The sequence below is a fragment of the Streptomyces sp. LMG1-1-1.1 genome (genome assembly GCF_040815545.1).
Lineage (GTDB): Bacteria > Actinomycetota > Actinomycetes > Streptomycetales > Streptomycetaceae > Streptomyces.
In genome coordinates this window covers 128,770-149,638 of sequence record NZ_JBFPNH010000013.1, presented here as the reverse complement: position 1 = coordinate 149,638, position 20,869 = coordinate 128,770, and the positions used below count along the sequence as shown (strand labels likewise).

The following is a 20,869-nucleotide window of genomic DNA, read 5'->3' as shown; positions in this document are numbered from 1 at the left end:
ACCAGCTCAAACGCAAGGAGGCACGGGTGGCTCTGCTGACCCGTATCAGGGGACCGCGAGATCTGGACCGGCTCTCCCCGGAACAGCTGGATCTGCTGGCCGACGAGATCAGGACGTTCCTCGTGGACGCCGTCTCCAAGACCGGCGGGCACCTCGGCCCCAACCTCGGCGTGGTCGAGCTGACCATCGCCCTGCACCGGGTGTTCGACTCCCCGAAGGACCGGGTCCTCTGGGACACCGGCCACCAGAGCTACGTCCACAAGCTCCTCACCGGACGCCAGGACTTCTCGAAGCTCAAGATGAAGGGCGGCCTCTCCGGCTACCCGTCGCAGGCCGAGTCCGACCACGACGTGATCGAGAACTCGCACGCCTCGACGGTCCTCGGCTGGGCCGACGGCCTCGCCAAGGCCAACGAGGTCCTGAAGAAGGACGACCACGTCGTCGCCGTCATCGGCGACGGCGCGCTCACCGGAGGCATGGCCTGGGAGGCGCTGAACAACATCGCCGCCGCCAAGGACCGCCCGCTCGTCATCGTCGTCAACGACAACGAGCGCTCCTACGCGCCCACCATCGGCGGCCTCGCCAACCACCTGGCCACCCTGCGCACCACCGACGGCTACGAGCGCTTCCTCGCCCGCGGCAAGGACATCCTGGAGCGCACCCCGGTCGTCGGGAAGCCGCTCTACGAGACCCTGCACGGCGCCAAGAAGGGCCTCAAGGACTTCATCGCCCCGCAGGGCATGTTCGAGGACCTCGGCCTCAAGTACGTCGGCCCCATCGACGGCCACGACATCGAGGCCCTGGAGTCCGCCCTCACGCGCGCCAAGCGCTTCGGCGGCCCGGTCATCGTCCACTGCCTCACCGAGAAGGGCCGCGGTTACCAGCCCGCCCTCCAGGACGAGGCCGACCGCTTCCACGCCGTCGGCAAGATCCACCCCGACACCGGCCTGCCCATCGCCTCCTCCGGCGCCGACTGGACCTCGGTCTTCGGCGAGGAGATGGTGAAGCTCGGCAAGGAGCGCGCGGACATCGTCGCCATCACCGCGGCCATGCTCCAGCCCGTCGGCCTCGACAAGTTCGCCAAGGCCTTCCCCGAGCGGGTCTTCGACGTCGGCATCGCCGAGCAGCACGCGGCCGTCTCCGCGGCGGGCCTGGCCACCGGCGGCCTCCACCCGGTCTTCGCGGTCTACGCGACCTTCCTCAACCGCGCCTTCGACCAGGTCCTCATGGACGTGGCCCTGCACAAGTGCGGCGTCACGTTCGTCCTGGACCGGGCCGGCGTCACCGGCACCGACGGCGCCTCCCACAACGGCATGTGGGACATGTCGATCCTCCAGGTCGTGCCCGGCCTGCGGCTCGCCGCGCCGCGCGACGCCGACCAGGTCCGCGCCCAGCTCCGCGAGGCCGTCGAGGTCACCGACGCCCCCACCGTGGTCCGCTTCTCCAAGGGCGCGGTCGGCCCGGCGGTGCCCGCCCTGCGCCGCGTCGGCGGCATGGACGTGCTCCGCGAGCCCGGCAGCGACCGGCCGGACGTCCTGCTGGTCTCCGTGGGCGCCCTGGCCCCCATGTGCCTGGAGATCGCCGACCTCCTCGACCGGCACGGCATCTCCACGACCGTGGTCGACCCCCGTTGGGTCAAGCCCGTCGACGAGGCCCTCGCCCCGCTCGCCGAGCAGCACCGCGTGGTCGTCACCGTCGAGGACAACAGCCGCGTCGGCGGCGTCGGCTCGGCCGTCGCCCAGGCGCTGCGCGACGCCGGCGTCGACGTCCCGCTGCGTGACTTCGGCATCCCGCCGCGCTTCCTCGACCACGCGTCCCGTGGCGAGGTCATGGCCGAGATCGGGCTGACGGCCCCGGACATCGCCCGCCAGGTCACCGGTCTGGTCTCCCGGCTCGACGGACGGTTCGAGAGCAGCGCGCAGGCCGTGGAGCCCGCCCGCGACTGACGTCCACCGTCACCCCGCGTCACCCTTGGGCCGGTCGGATCACTCTTCGGAGTGCCGACCGGCCCTTTCGCGTGCATTCTGACCACAGAGCGGGCAGCCCCATGGCAGGAGGTACGACGGTGAGTACGGACCAGCAGCCACGCGCGAACAACGGAGTGTTCCGGACCAAGTCGGTCGAGCAGTCCATCCGCGACACGGAGGAACCGGAGCACGCGCTCCGGAAATCCCTGTCCGCTTGGGACCTGACCGTCTTCGGCGTCGGCGTCATCATCGGCACCGGCATCTTCGTGCTCACGGGCAAGGTCGCCAAGGAGAACGCGGGGCCGGCCACCGCGCTCGCCTTCGTCGCGGCCGGCATCGTGTGCGCCCTCGCCGCCCTCTGCTACGCCGAGTTCGCCTCGACGGTGCCGGTGGCGGGATCGGCGTACACCTTCGCGTACGCCTCGATCGGCGAGCTGCCGGCCTGGATCATCGGCTGGGACCTCGTCCTGGAGTTCGCCCTCGGCACGGCGGTGGTCGCGGTCGGCTGGTCCGGCTACGTGCGCTCGCTGATGGACAACATCGGCTGGCACCTACCCGCCGCGCTGGAAGGCCCCGACGCGAGCGGGGGCACCTTCGACATCCTGGCGTTCCTGCTCGTCCTCGTGCTGACCGTGGTCCTCGTCCTGGGCATGAAGCTGTCCGCCCGGATCACCGCGGTCGTCGTGGCGATCAAGGTCACCGTCGTCATGATCGTGATCGTCGCCGGTCTCTTCTTCATCGTCGGCGACAACTACAAGCCGTTCATCCCGCCGGCCGTGACCCCGGAGGGCGGCGGTTCCAACTGGGACTCCCCGCTCGTCCAGCTGATCTTCGGCTACGAGCCGACGAACTTCGGCGTCATGGGCATCTTCACCGCCGCCTCGGTCGTCTTCTTCGCCTTCATCGGCTTCGACGTCGTCGCCACGGCCGCCGAGGAGACCAAGCTGCCGCAGCGGGACATGCCCCGGGGCATCCTCGGCTCGCTCTTGATCTGCACCGTGCTCTACGTGGCGGTGGCCCTCGTCGTCACCGGCATGCAGCACTACACCGAGCTGTCCGTGAGCGCCCCGCTCGCCGACGCCTTCAAGGCGGCCGGGCATCCCTTCTACGCGGGCGTGATCAGCTTCGGCGCCGCCGTCGGCCTCACCACGGTCTGTCTGATCCTGCTCCTGGGTCAGACCCGCGTCTTCTTCGCGATGAGCCGCGACGGCCTGCTGCCCCGCTTCTTCTCCATCACGCACCCGCGCTTCAAGACGCCGTACCGGCCGACGATCCTGCTCGGCGCGATCATCGCGATCGTCGCCGGCTTCACCAGCATCAACGAGCTCGCGACCCTGGTGAACATCGGCACGCTCTTCGCCTTCGTCGTGGTCGCCGTCGGCGTCATGGTGCTCCGCCGCACCCGCCCCGACCTGCCGCGCGCCTTCCGCACGCCGTGGGTGCCGGCGCTGCCGATCATCTCCATCGCGGCCTCGCTCTGGCTGATGCTCAACCTGCCGGGCGAGACCTGGTTCCGGTTCGCCGTCTGGATGGTGATCGGCTTCTTCGTGTACTTCCTGTACGGGCGCCGTCACAGCCGGCTCGGACGCCTGGGCGAGGACGCGAAGTACTGAGCGGGCGATACCGAAGGCGCGGAAGGGACCGTTCGGGAGGGCGACTAAAGTCGGCTCGTACCCGAACTCCTTCCGACGACCGGAGTGCTGGATCCCCCCATGGCGAATCGATCCCAGGCCCCCGCTGACCGTTCTCACGGCGCCTCCACCGCCCCCCTGCTCCAGGGCTCCTGGCTGACCAGAGGGGAGGAGGGCCGGTTCAGCGCCTACCTGCCCAGGGACGGGGAAGTGGTGCGCTGGACCGAGGAGGCAGGCGGCCGCTGGAGCGGTCCCGTCTCGCTCGGCGGCGACGGACTGACCCCGTTCCTCGCGGTCGGCCAGGGACCGGACCGCTACGTCCACCTCGTCGGCCTGCGGTCCACCGCCGGCGGCGAGGGGCACGTCGAGCTGGTGCACTGCGTCCAGTTCCAGACGGGCCGTCCGGCGGCGCCCTGGCGCCCCATCGGGCACTCGAACGGCAAGGGGCCCTGGACGGGCAACCCGGCCGTCGCCGTGGACGCCCAGGGCCGCGCGTACGCCTTCGTCCGCAACGGGGGCGGCGGACTCAGCGTGCGGGCGCAGAAGGACGCCGGCGGCTGGCACCCCTGGTGGGACCTGCACGGCTGGGGCACCGACCCCTCCCCGGTCGCCGTCCGCAACGGTGAGGGGCGCGTCGAGCTCCTCACGGCGACCGACAAGGGCCTGCTCCGCTACGTCCAGGAGGAGTCGGGCGGCCGCCCCGTCCGCAAGGACGTCCTGCCCGCCGACGTCACCTTCGGCACCCTCGCGGCGGTCACCGGCCCCTCCGGCCACGTGACGCTGTTCTACGTCGACCGGGCCGGGCAGGTCCGTGCCTGGTCGGCCGGGCGCGACCTGGAGCCGACGGCCATCGGCGAGGCGGTCGGCACCGGCCGGCTCGCCGCCGCCACCTGTCTCGTCGACGGCGTCGAGACGACGGTCCTGGCCCGGCAGTCCGCCGACGGCCGGCTCGCCGTCGCCTCCTACCCGAGCGAGCGGGAACCCGAGGCGCTCGCCTGGTCGGAGCACGGGGAGCCGCAGGCGTCCCTCGACACCGTCCTTACCCGCGGGACCGACGGGCGCCTCGTCGCGATGGCCCTGGCCGGCGGCGGTTCGCCGATCGCCACCCGCCAGAAGGCGACGGCGGGGCTGCACCTGGAGGGCTGGCGCTCCATAGGGTGACCGCCCCCGAAGCGAACGGGAACGGCCCCGGCACCTGGAGAAGGTGCCGGGGCCGTACGCGTACGTCCCGCGGTGTTACGCCGGGACGCTCGCCACGCCCTGGGCGAGGAAACGCTTGCCGTTGACGCGCTCGGAGACGCCCTCACGGTCCAGGTACGGCGTGATGCCGCCCAGGTGGAAGGGCCAGCCCGCACCGGTGATCAGGCAGAGGTCGATGTCCTGCGCCTCGGCGACGACACCCTCCTCCAGCATCAGGCCGATCTCCTGCGCCACCGCGTCCAGGACGCGGTCGCGGACCTGCTCCTCGGTCAGGACGGAGTCGCCCTGGACGAGGAGGGCGGCGACCTCCGGGTCGAGCTCCGGCTTGAAGCCGTTCTCGGCGTTGTAGACGTAGAAGCCGCGCTTGCCGGCCTCGACGACGCGCTTGAGGTTCGGCGAGACGGTGAAGCGCTCCGGGAAGGAGCGGTTCAGGGTCTCGGAGACGTGCAGACCGATGGCCGGGCCCACGAGCTCCAGGAGCACCAGCGGGGACATCGGCAGACCGAGCGGCTCGATGGCCTTCTCGGCCGTCTCGACCGAGGTGCCCTCGTCGATGACGTTCTGGATCTCGCCCATGAAGCGGGTCAGGATGCGGTTCACGACGAACGCCGGGGCGTCCTTGGTGAGGACCGCGGTCTTCTTCAGCTTCTTGGCGACACCGAACGCGGTGGCCAGCGAGGCGTCGTCCGTCTTCTCGCCGCGGACGATCTCCAGGAGCGGGAGGATCGCGACCGGGTTGAAGAAGTGGAAGCCGACCACGCGCTCCGGGTGCTGGAGCTGGGAGGCCATCTCCGAGACGGACAGCGAGGAGGTGTTGGTGGCGAGGATCGCGTGCGCCGGGGCGACCGCCTCGACCTCCGCGAACACCTTCTGCTTGACGGACATCTCCTCGAACACGGCCTCGATGATGAAGTCCGCGTCCGCGAAGCCCGCGGCCTTGTCCAGGACACCGGAGACCAGGCCCTTGAGGCGGTTGGCCTTGTCCTGGTTGATACGGCCCTTGCCGAGCAGCTTCTCGATCTCGGCGTGGACGTAGCCCACGCCCTTGTCGACGCGCTCCTGGTCGATGTCGGTCAGGACGACCGGCACCTCGAGGCGGCGCAGGAAGAGCAGGGCCAGCTGGGAGGCCATCAGACCGGCGCCGACGACACCGACCTTGGTGACCGGGCGGGCCAGCGACTTGTCCGGCGCGCCGGCGGGGCGCTTGCCGCGCTTCTGCACCAGGTTGAAGGCGTAGATGCCGGAGCGCAGCTCGCCGCCCATGATCAGGTCCGCGAGGGCCTGGTCCTCAGCGTCGAAGCCCTTCTGCAGGTCCCCGTCCTTGGCGGCCTCGATGATGTCGAGGGCGCGGTAGGCGGCCGGGGCGGCGCCGTGCACCTTGGAGTCGGCGACGAGACGGCCCTTGGCGACGGCCTGGTCCCAGGCCTCGCCGCGGTCGACCTCGGGGCGCTCGACGGTCACGGAGCCGTTCAGGACGGAGGCCGTCCAGATCAGCGACTGCTCCAGGAAGTCCGCGCCCTCGAACAGCGCGTCGGCGATGCCGAGCTCGAAGACCTGCTTGCCCTTGAGCTGGCGGTTCTGGTTCAGCGAGTTCTCGATGATGACCGAGACGGCCTTCTCCGCGCCGATCAGGTTCGGCAGGATCGCGCAGCCGCCCCAGCCGGGCACCAGGCCGAGGAAGACCTCGGGCAGCGAGAAGGCCGGCAGGGCCTTCGACACGGTGCGGTAGGTGCAGTGCAGACCGACCTCGACGCCGCCGCCCATGGCCGCGCCGTTGTAGTACGCGAAGGTCGGCACGGCGAGCGCGGACAGGCGCTTGAAGACGTCGTGGCCGCCCTTGCCGATGGCGAGCGCCTCGTCGTGCTTCTTCAGCAGCTCGACGCCCTTGAGGTCGGCGCCGACGGCGAAGATGAACGGCTTGCCGGTGAGGCCGACGCCGGTGATCTCACCGTTCGCGGCCTCGGCCTCGACCTGGTCGATCGCCGCGTTCAGGTTGGCGAGGGACTGCGGGCCGAAGGTGGTCGGCTTGGTGTGGTCGAAGCCGTTGTCCAGCGTGATCAGCGCGAACCGGCCCGCACCCGCGGGCAGTTCGAAGTGCCGTACGTGGGCGCTGGTGACGACCTCGTCGGGGAAGAGCTCCGCGGCGCCCTTCAGAAGCTCGGCGGTGGTGCTCACTTGCCCTCCCAGTGGGGGTTTTCCCAGATGACCGTGGCGCCCATGCCGAAGCCGACGCACATCGTGTTGAGGCCGTAGCGGACCTGCGGGTTCTCCTCGAACTGGCGGGCCAGCTGCGTCATCAGACGGACGCCGGAGGAGGCGAGCGGGTGACCGTAGGCGATGGCGCCGCCGTACTGGTTGACGCGGGCGTCGTCGTCGGCGATGCCGTAGTGCTCCAGGAACGCGAGCACCTGGACCGCGAAGGCCTCGTTGATCTCGAAGAGGTCGATGTCCTCGATCGACAGACCGGCCTTGGCGAGGGCCTTCTCGGTCGCCGGGATCGGGCCGTAGCCCATGACCTCGGGCTCGACGCCGGCGAAGGCGTACGAGACGAGGCGCATCTTCACCGGGAGGTCGTGCTCGCGGGCGAAGTCCTCGGAGGCGATGATCGAGGCGGTGGCGCCGTCGTTCAGGCCGGCCGCGTTGCCTGCGGTGACGTTGCCGTGGACGCGGAACGGCGTCTTCAGGTTGGCCAGCGACTCCAGGGTGGTGCCCGGGCGCATCGGCTCGTCGGCGGTGACCAGGCCCCAGCCGGTCTCGCCGGTGGAGGCGTCGGTGCGGCGGACCGAGATCGGCACCAGGTCCTGCTGGATCTTGCCGTCGGCGTACGCCTTGGCGGCCTTCTCCTGCGAGCGCACGGCGTACTCGTCGGCGCGCTGCTTGGTGATGCTCGGGTAGCGGTCGTGCAGGTTCTCGGCGGTCATGCCCATGAACAGGGCGGACTCGTCGACCAGCTTCTCGCTGACGAACCGCGGGTTCGGGTCGACGCCCTCGCCCATGGGGTGGCGGCCCATGTGCTCGACGCCACCGGCGATGACGGCGTCGTAGGCGCCGAAGGCGATCGAACCGGCGACGCTGGTCACGGCCGTGAGGGCGCCGGCGCACATGCGGTCGATGGAGTAGCCCGGCACCGACTGCGGCAGCCCGGCGAGGATGCCCGCCGTACGGCCGAGGGTCAGACCCTGGTCACCGATCTGCGTGGTCGCGGCGATGGCGACCTCGTCGATCTTCGCGGGGTCCAGGCCGGGGTTGCGGCGCAGCAGCTCCCGGATGGCCTTGACGACGAGGTCGTCGGCGCGGGTCTCGTGGTAGATGCCCTTCGGGCCCGCCTTGCCGAACGGGGTGCGGACGCCGTCGACGAAGACGACGTCCCTGACGGTACGAGGCACGATGGCTCTCCTCCAGGGTGCGGGATGGCACTGCTGCGGCACACGCTAAGCGTGCGCTTGCTCCACCCATGCTACTTGTGGGTAACCAAGCTGCCCAGCCCCTGGGGCCCAAGCGGCGAAGGTCACATCCCGCGCACCGCCACCGAACCTGTGCGCCCCCTCCGCGCGCCCGTCCGATCGGAGGGTTCCGCAACCCGATGGGCCCAGGCCGGCGGCGGAGCCGTGGGCGCCGGGCGCCCCTCGGGCAGAGGCTGGCACGGCCGGGGCGCGAGGCCCCGGACCGAGCGCACGGAGGATACCCATGCCGATCGTCACCAAGGACCACGAGGTCCCCCACAAGTCCACCGTCCCCGCGAACAAGGACGAGCCCGTCAAGCTCTTCGTGCGGGAGCGGGACGGCACGTCCCTGGGGCTCCTCCCGGCGCGCAAGGCGGTTCTGATGCTGCACGGCCGGAGCGTTCCGGTGCTCGCGGGCTTCGATCTCCAGCACACCTCCTACGGCTGGGCGGAGCACCTGGCCAAGGCCGGCTACGACGTCTTCATGATGGACCTCCAGGGCTCCGGACGGTCACCGCGTCCCAAGATGGACGAGCCGCGCAACGCCAGCCCCGCCAACCAGAACCTCCTGAAGCCGAGGCCACCGGGCTTCACCCCCGGCCCGGTGGACTACGCGTTCCAGCTGAACAACTCGAACAGCGACCGGGACGAGCTGAACGCCGTCGTGGAGTGGATCCGCAAGGAGCGCCACGTGGACAAGGTCGCCTTCATCGGCTGGTCCGCCGCGGCGATCACGATGGGTCCGTACGCGGTGAACAACCCCACCAAGGTGGAGAGCCTGTTCCTGCTGGCGCCGGTCTTCCCGCCCGAGGGCACGTCGACCCCGCCGACCGTGCTGCCGAGGCCCGGCTTCCCGATGTTCCTGGGCACGAGATGGGGCCTGGAGTCGGGGTGGAACACGGAACTGGCCTGCGCGGACCAGCGTGAACCCGGCATGGTCGAGAGGGCGTGGGCCGCGATGATGGAGAACGACGCGAAGGGAAGGACATGGGGGCCGCCGGAGGGCCTCAACCGGATCCGGAACTTCGTGCGGTGGGGCTGGAACAAGACGACCGCGGCGCAGGGCGGTGTCCTCGGCGGAAGCGTGCCCGTGCTGATCGTGTACGGGGACCACGACACCCAGGTGAACACGTCACCGCCCAGCACCGACCCGGAGCTCAACTTCTCGGTCCCCGCGCTCTACGACGCCGTCACGGGCTCCCACAAGCTGATGGTCAAGCTGGCCTGCGCCGGGCACTCGGTGGTCTGGGAGATGCAGCACAAGAACGTGCACAACCTCTCGAAGCACTGGCTGGGGCACCTCAAGGTCGACGGCAAGACCCAGGGCGTCTTCGACATGGACACCGACGGCAACCTCAGCCCGGCCCCGTAGGACGACGGAGCCCCGGTGCCTGGAGAGGCACCGGGGGCTCTTGTTCCGTCAGGGTCACGCGCTCGCCGTCAGCGCCCCCACGAGCAGCGGGGTCACCAGTTCCACCTGCCAGGGGCGGGCGCCGTACCCGCTCAGCGCCGCCGCGACCGTGTCCGGGGTGCCCGGGGACGGGGGCTCCCAGCAGACCCGGCGCACGGTGTCGGGGGTGATCAGGTTCTCCTGGGGGAGGTTCAGCTCCTCGGCGAGGGCCGAGACGGCCGTGCGGGCCGCCGCGAGGCGGGCGGCGGCGGCCGGGTCCTTGTCGGCCCAGGCGCGGGGCGGCGGCGGGCCGGCGACCTGCTGGCCCGGCTGGGGCAGCTCGCTCTCGGGCAGTGCGCGGGCGCGGTCGACCGCGGCCTGCCACTGCTCCAGCTGGCGGCGTCCCATTCGGTTGCCGAAACCGGGCAGGGCGGTCAGCGCGGCGACGTTCACCGGGACGGCGAGCGCCGCCTCGACGATGGCCGCGTCGCTGAGGACCTTGCCGGGGGAGACGTCGCGGCGCTGGGCGACCTTGTCACGGGCCGTCCACAGCTCGCGCACGACCGCCATCTGGCGGCGGCGGCGCACCTTGTGCATGCCGGAGGTCCGGCGCCACGGGTCCTTGCGGGGCGGCGCGGGCGGGGCGGAGGCGATGGCGTCGAACTCCTGGAGGGCCCACTCCAGCTTGCCCTGCCGGTCGAGCTCCTTCTCCAGCGCGTCGCGCAGGTCGACGAGGAGCTCGACGTCGAGCGCCGCGTAACGCAGCCAGGGCTCGGGCAGCGGGCGGGTGGACCAGTCGACGGCGGAGTGGCCCTTCTCCAGGGCGTAGCCGAGGACGGACTCGACCATCGCGCCGAGGCCGACCCGCGGGAAGCCCGCGAGCCGACCGGCCAGCTCGGTGTCGAAGAGCGAGGTGGGAAGCATGCCTATGTCGCGCAGGCACGGCAGGTCCTGGGTGGCGGCGTGCAGGATCCACTCGGTGCCGGCGAGCGCGTCGCCGAGGCCCGACAGGTCGGGACAGCCGACGGGGTCGATGAGCGCGGTGCCCGCGCCCTCGCGCCGGAGCTGGACGAGATAGGCGCGCTGCCCGTAGCGGTAGCCGGACGCGCGCTCGGCGTCCACGGCCACGGGGCCGGTCGCGGCGGCGAAGGCGGCGATCACCTCGGCGAGGGCGTCCTCCGTCTCGACGACGGGCGGAATCCCCTCGCGGGGCTCCAGCAACGGGATCGGAAGCCCATTCGCAGGGACATCGTCGTCCGGGGGGCCGCCCCCGGTGGTGCGCAGTGCTGTGTCTGCTGCGGTCTCTTGGGCGTCGGTCACCTGTCAAGGGTATCGGTGAACGGCAAGCGCCTGTCGACGGAACGTTCCGTCGACAGGCGCCGGCTTCTCGTCGAGCACTCGTCAGTGGATGATCCCGGTCCGCAGGGCCACCGCGACCATGCCGGCGCGGTCGCCGGTGCCCAGCTTGCGGGCGATGCGGGCGAGGTGGCTCTTCACGGTGAGGGCGGAGAGGCCCATGGAGACGCCGATCGCCTTGTTCGACTGGCCCTCCGCGACGAGCCGGAGCACCTCGACCTCACGGCCGGAGAGCTCGCGGTAGCCGCCCGGGTGGCTCGGAGCACCCGGGGGGCGGCGGTGGCCGAGCCGTGCGGCCGTGGCGCCGATGGGGGCGGCGCCGGGTCGGGTCGGGTGACCGATGTTGGTCCGGGTGCCGGTGACGACATAGCCCTTCACGCCGCCCGCCAGGGCGTTGCGTACGGCGCCGATGTCGTCGGCGGCCGAGAGGGCGAGGCCGTTGGGCCAGCCCGCGGCGCGGGTCTCGGACAGCAGCGTGAGACCGCTGCCGTCGGGCAGATGGACGTCGGCAACGCAGATGTCGCGTGGGTTGCCGACGCGGGGACGGGCCTCCGCGATGGACGAAGCCTCGATCACGTCACGTACTCCGAGGGCCCACAGGTGGCGGGTCACGGTGGAGCGGACGCGCGGGTCGGCCACGACGACCATGGCCGTCGGCTTGTTCGGGCGGTAGGCGACCAGGCTTGCGGGCTGCTCGAGGAGAACGGACACCAGGCCTCCTGGGGGGAAGGGTGCGGGACGGAGCCGGCTCGGGGAAGAAGCCGGGGGTGAACCCGTGCTGTGAAGGGGTCACTGACTCCTTCGGCAGGTGGGCCGTCCGCCTTTAGGGAAAGATCACGATTTGGTGAGTAACAATTAGGGCAATTCGGACGCATGATCGATCATCCTACGAGCGGCCCTCGCCCCGTCACCCCCACGAGGGAGTACCGGGGCGTCCTTCCGAACGGCCCGGCGCGCCTCCCGGAAAGCCCCCTCAGGCCTGCTGCGGCCCCCGCCGCTGGGGCAGCGAGACGACCCCCGCGCCCGCCACCGTCCCCGCGCCCGGATCCGCCGGAGCGGGCGGAAGCCCCGCGATCTGGCAGAGCAGATCGCACCAGGCCGCCAGGTGCGCCGCCGTGTCCGGCACCCCCGCGAGACCCTCGCGCGGCGTCCAGGACGCCCGGATCTCGATCTGGGTCGCCGGCCTGCGGTCCGCCAGACCGCCGAAGTAGTGCGAGCCGGCCATGGTCACGGTCCCGCTCGCCTCCCCGTACGCGAGCCCCCGCGCCTCCATGGCCCCGGTCAGCCAGGACCAGCAGACCTCCGGCAGCAGCGGGTCCGCGGCCATCTCCGGCTCCAGCTCCGCCCGCACCAGCGTCACCAGCCGGAACGTGCCCTTCCAGGCCTCGTGGCCGTCCGGATCGTGCAGCAGCACGAGCCGCCCGTCCGCCAGGTCGTCCTCGCCGTCCACGACGGCCGCCTCCACCGCGTACGCGTAAGGGGCCAGGCGCTGCGGGGGCCTGGTCGGGTCGATCTCGATCTCGGACCGCAGTCGCGCCGAGCGCAACGCCTCCACCGCCCGCCGGAACGCGGGTGGAACCGGGTTCGCCTCCGTACTGTCCGCCGTTTCGTCCGTCCCTCGATCGCCGTCGGAATGATCGGAAAAATGTCCCTGAGCCGCAGCCATGCGGGGAAGAGTAGGCGGAACGGGGCCTCTGCGCAGGGAGGGACACCCGGCCCGGACGAGCGGCTTCCCGCCACATGCGAAGATTCTGGGCGTGAGTGCCATGGACAGCCCGCAGGGCCAGCAGTCGAAGCAGCAGTCGCGGACGTACGACTCCGCGTTCCTCAAGGCATGCCGGCGCGAGCCCGTGCCGCACACGCCCGTCTGGTTCATGCGACAGGCCGGGCGCTCCCTCCCCGAGTACCTGAAGGTCCGCGAGGGCATCCCCATGCTCGAGTCGTGCATGCGGCCCGAGCTGGTCACCGAGATCACGCTCCAGCCGGTGCGCCGCCACAAGGTCGACGCCGCGATCTACTTCAGCGACATCGTCGTCCCCCTCAAGGCCATCGGGATCGACCTCGACATCAAGCCCGGCGTCGGCCCCGTCGTCGCCGACCCGATCCGCACCCGCGCCGACCTCGCCCGGCTGCGCGACCTCACGCCCGAGGACGTCCACTACGTCACCGAGGCCATCGGGATGCTCACCGCCGAGCTCGGCGACACCCCGCTCATCGGCTTCGCCGGCGCGCCGTTCACCCTCGCGAGCTACCTCGTCGAGGGCGGCCCCTCGCGCAGCCACGAGCACACCAAGGCGCTCATGTACGGCGACCCGCAGCTCTGGGCCGACCTGCTCGACCGCCTCGCGGAGATCACCTCGGCCTTCCTCAAGGTCCAGATCGAGGCCGGCGCCTCCGCCGTCCAGCTCTTCGACTCCTGGGTCGGCGCCCTCGCCCCCGCCGACTACCGCCGCTCGGTGATGCCGGCCTCCGTGAAGGTGTTCGACGCGGTCGCCGGCTACGGCGTCCCGCGCATCCACTTCGGCGTCGGCACGGGCGAGCTCCTCGGCCTCATGGGCGAGGCCGGCGCGGACGTCGTCGGCGTCGACTGGCGCGTCCCGCTCGACGAGGCCGCCCGCCGCGTCGGCCCCGGCAAGGCGCTCCAGGGCAACCTGGACCCGGCCGTGCTCTTCGCCTCGCGGGACGTGGTGGAGGCCAAGACCGACGAGGTCCTCGCCGCCGCGAAGGACCTGGAGGGACACGTCTTCAACCTGGGCCACGGCGTCATGCCGGCGATGGACCCGGACGCCCTGAGCCGCCTCGTCGAGTACGTGCACACGCGGACGGCCGTCTGACCCGCGGACCGGCACACACGACGGCGACGGCCGCCGGGGGAGACTCCCGGCGGCCGTCGCCGTTCCCCGCTCAGCCCGCCGCGCGGACCGCCGCCGTCGCCTTGCGGGCCGCGACCAGGACCGGGTCCCACACCGGCGAGAACGGCGGCGCGTACCCCAGGTCGAGGGCCGTCATCGACTCCACGGTCATCCGCGCCGTCAGCGCCACCGCCGCGATGTCCACCCGCTTCGCCGCGCCCTCCCGGCCCACGATCTGCACCCCGAGCAGCCGCCCCGTACGCCGCTCGGCCAGCATCTTCACCGTCATCGGCGCGGCGCCCGGGTAGTAGCCCGCGCGACTGGTCGACTCGATCGTCACCGTCACGTACCGCAGCCCCACCTCGCGGGCGTCCTTCTCCCGCAGGCCCGTCCGGGCGATCTCCAGGTCGCAGACCTTCGACACGGCCGTCCCCACCACCCCGGGGAACGTCGCGTAGTCGCCCCCCACGTTCGCCCCGATGACCTGGCCGTGCTTGTTCGCGTGCGTCCCCAGGGGCACGTAGCGCTCCCGGCCCGACACCAGGTCGAGGACCTCCACGCAGTCACCGCCCGCCCAGATGTTCCCGTGGCCGCGCACCCGCATCGCCAGATCGGTGAGGAGCCCGCCGGACGTGCCGAGTGGCAGCCCCGCCGACCGCGCGAGCGACGTCTCCGGCACCACGCCCGTGCCCAGGACGACCAGGTCCGCCGGGTACTCGGCCGCGTCCGTCGCCACCGCCCGCACCCGGCCGTCGTCACCGGTGAGGACCTTCGTCACCGCGGCCGAGACGACCGTCCTGATCCCGAGCCCGTCCATCGCCCGGTGCACGAGCCGGCCCATGTCGGGGTCGAGGGTCGCCATCGGCTGCTCGCCCCGGGTCAGCACCGTCACCTCGTAGCCCCGGGCGAGCAGCGCCTCGGCCATCTCCACCCCGATGTAGCCGGCGCCGACGACCACCGCGCGCCGCCCCGGCGTCCGCGCCAGCGAGTCGAGCAGGGCCCGGCCGTCGTCCAGGGTCTGCACCCCGTGCACCCCGGGCGCGTCGATGCCCGGAATCGGCGGGCGCGCCGGACGCGCGCCGGTCGCGATCACCAGCTTGTCGAAGCCCGTCCAGGACTCCGTGCCCGCCTCCAGGTCCCGGGCCAGGACCCGCTGCCCCGGCACGTCGATCGCCGTCACCTCGGTCCGCATCCGCAGATCGATGTCCCGGGCCCGGTGCTCCTCCGGGGAGCGGGCGATCAGCTCCGCCGCCCCGGCGACGTCACCGCCGACCCAGTAGGGGATGCCACAGGCCGAGTACGAGGAGAAGTGACCGCGCTCGAAGGCGACGATCTCCAACTCCCCGCCGGACCTGAGCCTGCGCGCCTGCGACGCGGCGGACATGCCCGCCGCGTCGCCACCGATGACCACCAGTCGTTCGCTCATGGGGAGAAGCTACTTCTCGGGGGCCTCCGGAGGCTCGGCCACCGGGGTCACCCCGGCCGCGTTCGCCACCGCTCCCGCCGCGTTCCGCTCCACCCGGGCCCCCGGCACGGGAACGGGCGCGGGGCGCCGGGCCGCGCGGGCGGCGAGGCGGGGCCGCACCAGCCGGCGCCAGAGGACGAAGACGATCAGGGCCGCCGCGAGCCAGGGCGCGAGCGCCGCCAGGACGATGCCGACCCAGGTCACCGCGCCGACCAGGGCGTTCCAGCCGCCGCTCAGGGCGTCCCCGAAGCCGGGGCGGCCCTCCTCGGGCGCGGCCGACGGCTTCGCCTTCTCCACGAGTTCGAGGGTGATCGTCGCGAGCGTCGTCCGGTCCTTCAGCGAGGCCTGCTGGGCGAGGAGCGACTCCAGGTCGGCCTGGCGGCGGCTCAGCTCGCCCTCCAGGGTCACGACGTCGGCCAGCCGCTCCGCCCGCTGCATCAGCGCCCGCACCCGCGCCACGCTGGCACGCTGGGTGGCGATCCGGCTCTCCACGTCGACCACCTGGTCGGTGACGTCCTTGGCGTCGGCCTTGCGGGAGAGGAGCTTGCCCGTGCCCGCCAGCTCGGTGAGGACGGAGTCGTACCGCTCCTGCGGCACCCGCAGCACGACCTGGGAGGTGACGTACGCGTCGTCGACGCGCTCCGTGGCCTCGTTCTCGACCCGCCCGCCCGCGCCCGCCGTCACCCGCCGGGCCGTGGCCAGCGCCTTCGGCACGTCCGCGACCTCCACGGACAGCGAGGCGGTCCGGATGACGTGCTGCGGCCGCGCGGGCGTCTGCTGCGCGGGCTTCTGGGCGCCCGACGAGCCGTCGACGGCGCCGCTCCTGTCCGCGCCCGCCGCCGCCCCGTCGGCGGGCCGCGCCGCGCTCACGTCCGACTTCTCGTCGCCGCCCGAGTCCGCGCTCCCTCCGGCGCCGCAGCCGGTCAGCACCAGCGCCGCCGTGAGCAGCGCCGCCGCCACGGTCCTGGCCCGCACCGCCGTCCCCGGCCGTGCCGTCGTCCGCGTTCTCGCCGTCGTTCGTACGCTCCGCATGAGTCCCCCCGGGGGTTTCGTGGGTGAGTGCCGGCGGTTGGACGTACGGGCGGGCGGAACGGGTTGCCCTCGGACGGTAGCGATGCGGTCACGGTCCGGCCTCGGAACGGGAGCGGCGGACGGCGCCCGGCCCCGGACGGCCGACAGGCGGACGGCGGTCCGCCGGAGACGGGCGATTTGAGAGAGTGGTCCCATGAACGCGGACACCACGGGATCCCATGTCGTCGTCGCCGGAGGCGGTATCGCCGGACTCGCGGCCGCCCACCGGCTGGCCCTCGCCGGCCACCGGGTGACCCTCCTCGAAGCGGGTGACCGGGTCGGCGGCAAGCTCCTCGCCGGCGAGATCGCGGGCGCGCCCGTCGACCTCGGTGCCGAGTCGCTGCTCGCCCGCCGTCCCGAGGCGGTCGCCCTGGCCCGCGCCGTCGGCCTCGGCGACCGGCTCCAGGCCCCGGGCACCACCACCGCCTCCGTCTGGTCCCGCGGCGAGCTGACCCCCATGCCCAAGGGCCATGTGATGGGCGTCCCCGGCGACGCGCGCGCCGTCGAGGGGCTCGTCTCCCCGGAGGGCCTGCGCCGGATCGACCGCGACCTGGAACTGCCGCCGACCGAGATCGGCGAGGACGTCGCCATCGGCGCGTACGTCGCCGAGCGCATGGGCCACGAGGTCGTCGACCGGCTCGTCGAACCCCTCCTCGGCGGGGTGTACGCCGGTGACGCCCACCGGATCTCGATGAAGGCGGCCGTGCCCGCCCTGTTCGAGGCCGCCCGCGTCCACCCCACCCTCACCGCGGCCGTCCGCGCCGTGCAGCAGGCCGGCGCGGCCGTCCCCGCCGACGCGGCGGGCGCCGCCACCGGTCTCGGCGGCGCGGTGTTCCTCGGGCTCGACGGCGGCGTCGGCACCCTGCCCGGCGCGGTCGCCGACGCGATCCGCGCCGCCGGCGGCGAGATCCTCACCGGCACGCCCGTCACGGCGCTCGTCCGCTCCGGCGCCACCGGCTGGCAGGTCGTCACCCGCGACCGGGCGTTCGAGGCCGACGCCGTCGTCCTCGCCACCCCCGCCGGCGTCGCGGCCGGACTCCTCGGCGGCCACGCCCCGGACGCCGCCGCCGAGCTCGACGGGATCGAGTACGCCTCGATGGCCCTGGTCACCCTCGCGTTCCGCCGCTCCGAGGTGCCGGACCTGCCCGGCTCCGGGTTCCTCGTCCCGCCCGTCGACGGCCACACGATCAAGGCCTCCACCTTCTCCAGCCGGAAGTGGAACTGGGTCGCCGACTCCGCCCCCGACCTGTTCGTGCTGCGCACCTCCGTCGGCCGCCACGGCGAGGAGGCGCAGGTCCACCGCGAGGACGCCGACCTCGTCGCCGCCTCCGTCAAGGACCTGGCCGCCGCCACCGGGCTCACCGCCCGCCCCGTCGCCACCACCGTCACCCGCTGGATCGGCGGCCTGCCCCAGTACCCGGTCGGCCACCTGGACCGCGTCGCACGCGTCCGCGGGGCGCTCGAAGCCCTTCCCGGACTGCGGATCGCGGGAGCCGCGTACGACGGCGTCGGCATCCCCGCCTGCGTCGCCTCGGCCCACCGCGCGGCGGACGAGATCGCGGACGAGATCATCGCCACGTCGCGAAGGACCGACCCCGGTGCGGGGCACTCCTCGTGACGGGCGAGAATAGGCGTATGAGTGCGCCCGAAAAGATCCCGAACGCCGGTAAGAAGGCGAAGGACCTCAACGAGGTCATCCGCTACACCCTGTGGTCTGTCTTCAAGCTGCGCGACGTTCTGCCCGAGGACCGCGCCGGCTACGCCGACGAGGTCCAGGAGCTGTTCGACCAGCTCGCCGCCAAGGACATCACGATCCGCGGCACGTACGACCTGTCCGGTCTGCGCGCCGACGCCGACGTCATGATCTGGTGGCACGCCGAGACGAGCGACGAGCTCCAGGAGGCGTACAGCCTCTTCCGCCGCACCAAGCTGGGCCGCGCTCTGGAGCCGGTCTGGTCGAACATGGCGCTGCACCGCCCCGCCGAGTTCAACAAGTCGCACATCCCGGCCTTCCTGGCCGACGAGACCCCGCGCGACTACGTCTCGGTGTACCCGTTCGTGCGCTCGTACGACTGGTACCTGCTGCCCGACGAGGACCGTCGCCGCATGCTCGCCGACCACGGCAAGATGGCCCGCGGCTACCCCGACGTCCGCGCCAACACGGTCGCCTCCTTCTCGCTCGGCGACTACGAGTGGATCCTCGCCTTCGAGGCCGACGAGCTGCACCGCATCGTCGACCTCATGCGCCACCTGCGCGCCTCCGAGGCCCGGATGCACGTCCGCGAAGAGGTCCCCTTCTACACCGGTCGCCGCAAGAGCGTCGCCGACCTGGTGGCGGGCCTGGCCTGACACGGCCGTACGAACCTGGTGGCGGCCCGGCTCCCGGCCGGGCGCGCCACCCCTCGACCCGGAAGATCAGACGGCAGGCGGGAGACACGTGCCTGCCGCTCCAGCGACACCGGGTCCGGCTCCGGGTGCGGCGCGCGTGAACGCGCGCCGCACCGGCGTCATTTCCGGGGCCTTCTCGAAGCGCCCGGACCTCCTGAGGCCGCTGCCGGGTGTCGCGTCCCCGCACCTCCTGAAGCCGCTGCCGGGTGTCGACTCCCCGGACCCCTACGGCCGGTGACGGGTGCCCTGTCCCCGGAGGGCCGCGCGGAGCTCGGGCTCCAGGACCGCGGGACCGCGCGTCGCCAGGGCGGTGAGCGGATCGGCGGGGGAGAGGCCGGAGAGCAGCCGCTGCCCGGCCGGTGAGGCCCAGCGCGTGTACGGGTACCGCTCGATCACGCCGATCAGCAGACAGAGCCCCGAGGCCAGCAGCGGCAGCGTGAACGCGGCCAGCACCGGGGCCCGCTCGGCGGCCGGCACGAGCAGCGCCGCGGCCGCCCCGAGCACCAGGCTCAGCACGAAACCCGCCTTCACCGCCCGCAGCCCGTCCGCGACCTCGCGGCGGCCGGCCTCCGGCACGGCGAGCCCCAGGCCGACGAGCCGCTCCTCGATGGACCGCACCGCGTCGTCGGCGGCCACCAGCGGACGTACAGCGGGGACGGGGCACTGGCCGCCCGGCCCGATGGCACCGAGCACGGCACGCTCCAGCGCGTCCCGGTCGGCGCCGCCCGCGTCGACGACCGTCGCCCAGCCGGTGTGGGCGAGCAGCAGTCGCCGCTCCCGGTGCATCGACACCAGGGTCAGATCGGTGACCCGCAGCGGACCGCCGGCCAGGAACGCGGCCTCGCACAGGGTGAGGTCAGGGTCGACTCCGCTCCCCGGGTCACCGGGGTGGGGCCGGGCGGTGGCGAGCGCCGCACGGCAGACCCGCGCGCAGCCGACACCCGCCACGACGCAGGCCACCAGGAGCAGGGGAACCCAGATCATGTCCGAGTTCTACGGGAGGACGGGCGGGACCGCCACTCGATGGGGCGCGCCCGCCGTGTGCACGAGGTCAGCCGCTGGAGCTGGAGCACGAACTCCCGCTGGAACTCGAACACGAACTCCCGCTGGAGCTGGAACACGAGCTGCTCGAACCGCCACCGCAGCCGGAACCGCCCGAGGAGCAGGAACCCGAGGAGCAGGAGCCGGACGAGCAGGAACCCGACGAGCACGACGACCCGGACGGGCCGGACCCGACGCTCCCGCCGCAGGAGCCGTTGGCCGCGCACCACGTGGTGGCCACGCCGAGGACCGCGGCGTCCGCCGACGAGAAGTGGGCCGACGACGACGTCCGCTGCCCGCGCCCACGCCCGCGTCGGCCCGGCCGCCCGTGGATCCGCGCGGCCGCGAGGAGCTGCTCGCGCAGTACGGGGTCCGGCAGCCCCCGCAGCCCGTGCAGGGCCACCAGGTGCCCGGCGTCCGCGAGGTGCCCGTGCCCGCGACCGTAGGCCGACAGGGCCCGCAGCCCGGCCGGGGTGACCGGCTTCGCGGAGACCGCCCCGCACACGAGGGCCGTGACCCCCGCGCCGAAGAGCAGCGGCAGCACCTTCACGAAGTACGGCACCGACGCGTCGGGGTCGGTGGCGAAGTCCACGATCGTCAGGACCGCCGCGACCGGGAAGAACAGGAAGGCGGAGAAGCCGAGGACGGCGCACCACCTCAGCGTCGTCCGCCGGGTCGCCGGGTCCACGATCAACCCGCGCGCCGCGAGCCCGTCGCCGATCTCCTGGACCGCCGGGTGCCGCATCACGGCCATCCGCAGGTGGTGCAGGGCCCCGTGCGGGGCGGCGGCGTGCTCCTGGAGCACCGCGCGCTCCACCGGGTCGTACGCGGTGGGGCGCACGACGGCCACGATGCCGGGGCCGCCGACCGCGATCCTGCCGTCCGCCTGGAGCGCGGCGAGCGCCGTGTCGACGACCCGGGCGGGTCCGCCGCTCAGGAAGGCGGCCTCGTACCGGTCGTGCACCGGCCCGCCGGAGCCGCCGCGCGACCGGATCACCCGGGCGACGAGCAGCACGATGCCGGTGACACCGGCCGTGTAGAGGAGGACGGTCAGCGTGCCCATGA

General features: G+C 72.8%; 16 protein-coding genes. 7 read left to right on the top strand and 9 right to left on the bottom strand.

Translation table 11 applies throughout. The annotated features are described in order from the left end of the window. The first annotated feature begins 26 nt into the window (after positions 1 to 26). The 3 genes from dxs (at position 27) to MRBLMG1_RS05415 (ending at position 4,759) form a co-directional block, all read left to right on the top strand. Positions 27 to 1,946 (top strand): 1-deoxy-D-xylulose-5-phosphate synthase, encoded by a 1,920-nt coding sequence (dxs, locus tag MRBLMG1_RS05425; protein ID WP_367821250.1) that lies wholly within the window; start codon positions 27 to 29, stop codon positions 1,944 to 1,946. Between the two features lie 119 nt (positions 1,947 to 2,065). Then, complete coding sequence (locus MRBLMG1_RS05420; protein ID WP_367821248.1) at positions 2,066 to 3,580, top strand: amino acid permease; 1,515 nt, start codon at positions 2,066 to 2,068, stop codon at positions 3,578 to 3,580. 99 nt (positions 3,581 to 3,679) lie between these two features. Next, positions 3,680 to 4,759, top strand: a complete 1,080-nt coding sequence (locus tag MRBLMG1_RS05415) for a hypothetical protein (RefSeq protein WP_367821247.1) — start codon at positions 3,680 to 3,682, stop codon at positions 4,757 to 4,759. A gap of 75 nt (positions 4,760 to 4,834) precedes the next feature. Here MRBLMG1_RS05415 and MRBLMG1_RS05410 read toward each other — a convergent pair whose 3' ends face one another. Further along, positions 4,835 to 6,973 carry a 3-hydroxyacyl-CoA dehydrogenase NAD-binding domain-containing protein gene (locus MRBLMG1_RS05410; RefSeq protein ID WP_367821245.1) on the bottom strand — a complete coding sequence of 713 codons (2,139 nt, stop codon included), beginning with the start codon at positions 6,971 to 6,973 and terminating at the stop codon, positions 4,835 to 4,837. Further along, positions 6,970 to 8,184 (bottom strand): thiolase family protein, encoded by a 1,215-nt coding sequence (locus MRBLMG1_RS05405; protein WP_367821244.1) that lies wholly within the window; start codon positions 8,182 to 8,184, stop codon positions 6,970 to 6,972. The genes MRBLMG1_RS05410 and MRBLMG1_RS05405 overlap by 4 nt, the downstream gene beginning before the upstream one ends. A 301-nt stretch (positions 8,185 to 8,485) precedes the next feature. On the opposite strand from MRBLMG1_RS05405, the gene MRBLMG1_RS05400 reads away from it, so the two are divergent. After that, complete coding sequence (locus MRBLMG1_RS05400; RefSeq protein ID WP_367821242.1) at positions 8,486 to 9,613, top strand: alpha/beta fold hydrolase; 1,128 nt, start codon at positions 8,486 to 8,488, stop codon at positions 9,611 to 9,613. A 54-nt stretch (positions 9,614 to 9,667) separates the two neighbouring features. Here the strand turns inward: MRBLMG1_RS05400 and MRBLMG1_RS05395 are convergent, their stop codons facing one another. The 3 genes from MRBLMG1_RS05395 to MRBLMG1_RS05385 form a co-directional block, all read right to left on the bottom strand. Next, complete coding sequence (locus MRBLMG1_RS05395; protein WP_367821240.1) at positions 9,668 to 10,951, bottom strand: HRDC domain-containing protein; 1,284 nt, start codon at positions 10,949 to 10,951, stop codon at positions 9,668 to 9,670. 81 nt (positions 10,952 to 11,032) lie between these two features. After that, positions 11,033 to 11,698, bottom strand: a complete 666-nt coding sequence (locus MRBLMG1_RS05390; protein WP_352024269.1) for a response regulator transcription factor — start codon at positions 11,696 to 11,698, stop codon at positions 11,033 to 11,035. 262 nt (positions 11,699 to 11,960) lie between these two features. Next, the gene (locus MRBLMG1_RS05385) at positions 11,961 to 12,653 is read right to left on the bottom strand and encodes a DUF3000 domain-containing protein (protein ID WP_367821238.1); all 693 of its coding nucleotides are present in this window, start codon (positions 12,651 to 12,653) and stop codon (positions 11,961 to 11,963) included. A gap of 91 nt (positions 12,654 to 12,744) precedes the next feature. Here MRBLMG1_RS05385 and hemE point away from each other — a divergent pair, with 91 nt between their 5' ends. Continuing rightward, positions 12,745 to 13,821 carry a uroporphyrinogen decarboxylase gene (hemE, locus tag MRBLMG1_RS05380; protein ID WP_414721490.1) on the top strand — a complete coding sequence of 359 codons (1,077 nt, stop codon included), beginning with the start codon at positions 12,745 to 12,747 and terminating at the stop codon, positions 13,819 to 13,821. Between the two features lie 70 nt (positions 13,822 to 13,891). On the opposite strand, the gene MRBLMG1_RS05375 is transcribed toward hemE, so the two are convergent. Then, on the bottom strand, positions 13,892 to 15,265 hold the full coding sequence (locus tag MRBLMG1_RS05375) for an FAD-dependent oxidoreductase (protein ID WP_367821236.1): 1,374 nt from the start codon (positions 15,263 to 15,265) through the stop codon (positions 13,892 to 13,894). A gap of 9 nt (positions 15,266 to 15,274) precedes the next feature. Beyond that, positions 15,275 to 16,336 carry a DUF4349 domain-containing protein gene (locus tag MRBLMG1_RS05370; protein ID WP_367821234.1) on the bottom strand — a complete coding sequence of 354 codons (1,062 nt, stop codon included), beginning with the start codon at positions 16,334 to 16,336 and terminating at the stop codon, positions 15,275 to 15,277. 193 nt (positions 16,337 to 16,529) lie between these two features. Between MRBLMG1_RS05370 and hemG the strand changes: the two genes are divergently transcribed. Together hemG and hemQ are read left to right on the top strand one after the other, a co-directional pair. Further along, the gene (gene hemG, locus MRBLMG1_RS05365; RefSeq protein ID WP_367821232.1) at positions 16,530 to 17,993 is read left to right on the top strand and encodes a protoporphyrinogen oxidase; all 1,464 of its coding nucleotides are present in this window, start codon (positions 16,530 to 16,532) and stop codon (positions 17,991 to 17,993) included. Positions 17,994 to 18,010: 17 nt separating this feature from the next. Then, a complete protein-coding gene (gene hemQ / locus MRBLMG1_RS05360) occupies positions 18,011 to 18,724 on the top strand; it encodes a hydrogen peroxide-dependent heme synthase (RefSeq protein WP_033207967.1) in 714 nt (237 codons plus the stop codon). 264 nt (positions 18,725 to 18,988) lie between these two features. Here the strand turns inward: hemQ and MRBLMG1_RS05355 are convergent, their stop codons facing one another. Next, a complete protein-coding gene (locus tag MRBLMG1_RS05355; protein ID WP_367821229.1) occupies positions 18,989 to 19,747 on the bottom strand; it encodes a TIGR04222 domain-containing membrane protein in 759 nt (252 codons plus the stop codon). 67 nt (positions 19,748 to 19,814) lie between these two features. After that, a complete protein-coding gene (locus MRBLMG1_RS05350) occupies positions 19,815 to 20,867 on the bottom strand; it encodes a TIGR04222 domain-containing membrane protein (protein WP_367821227.1) in 1,053 nt (350 codons plus the stop codon). Between the last annotated feature and the right edge of the window lie 2 nt (positions 20,868 to 20,869).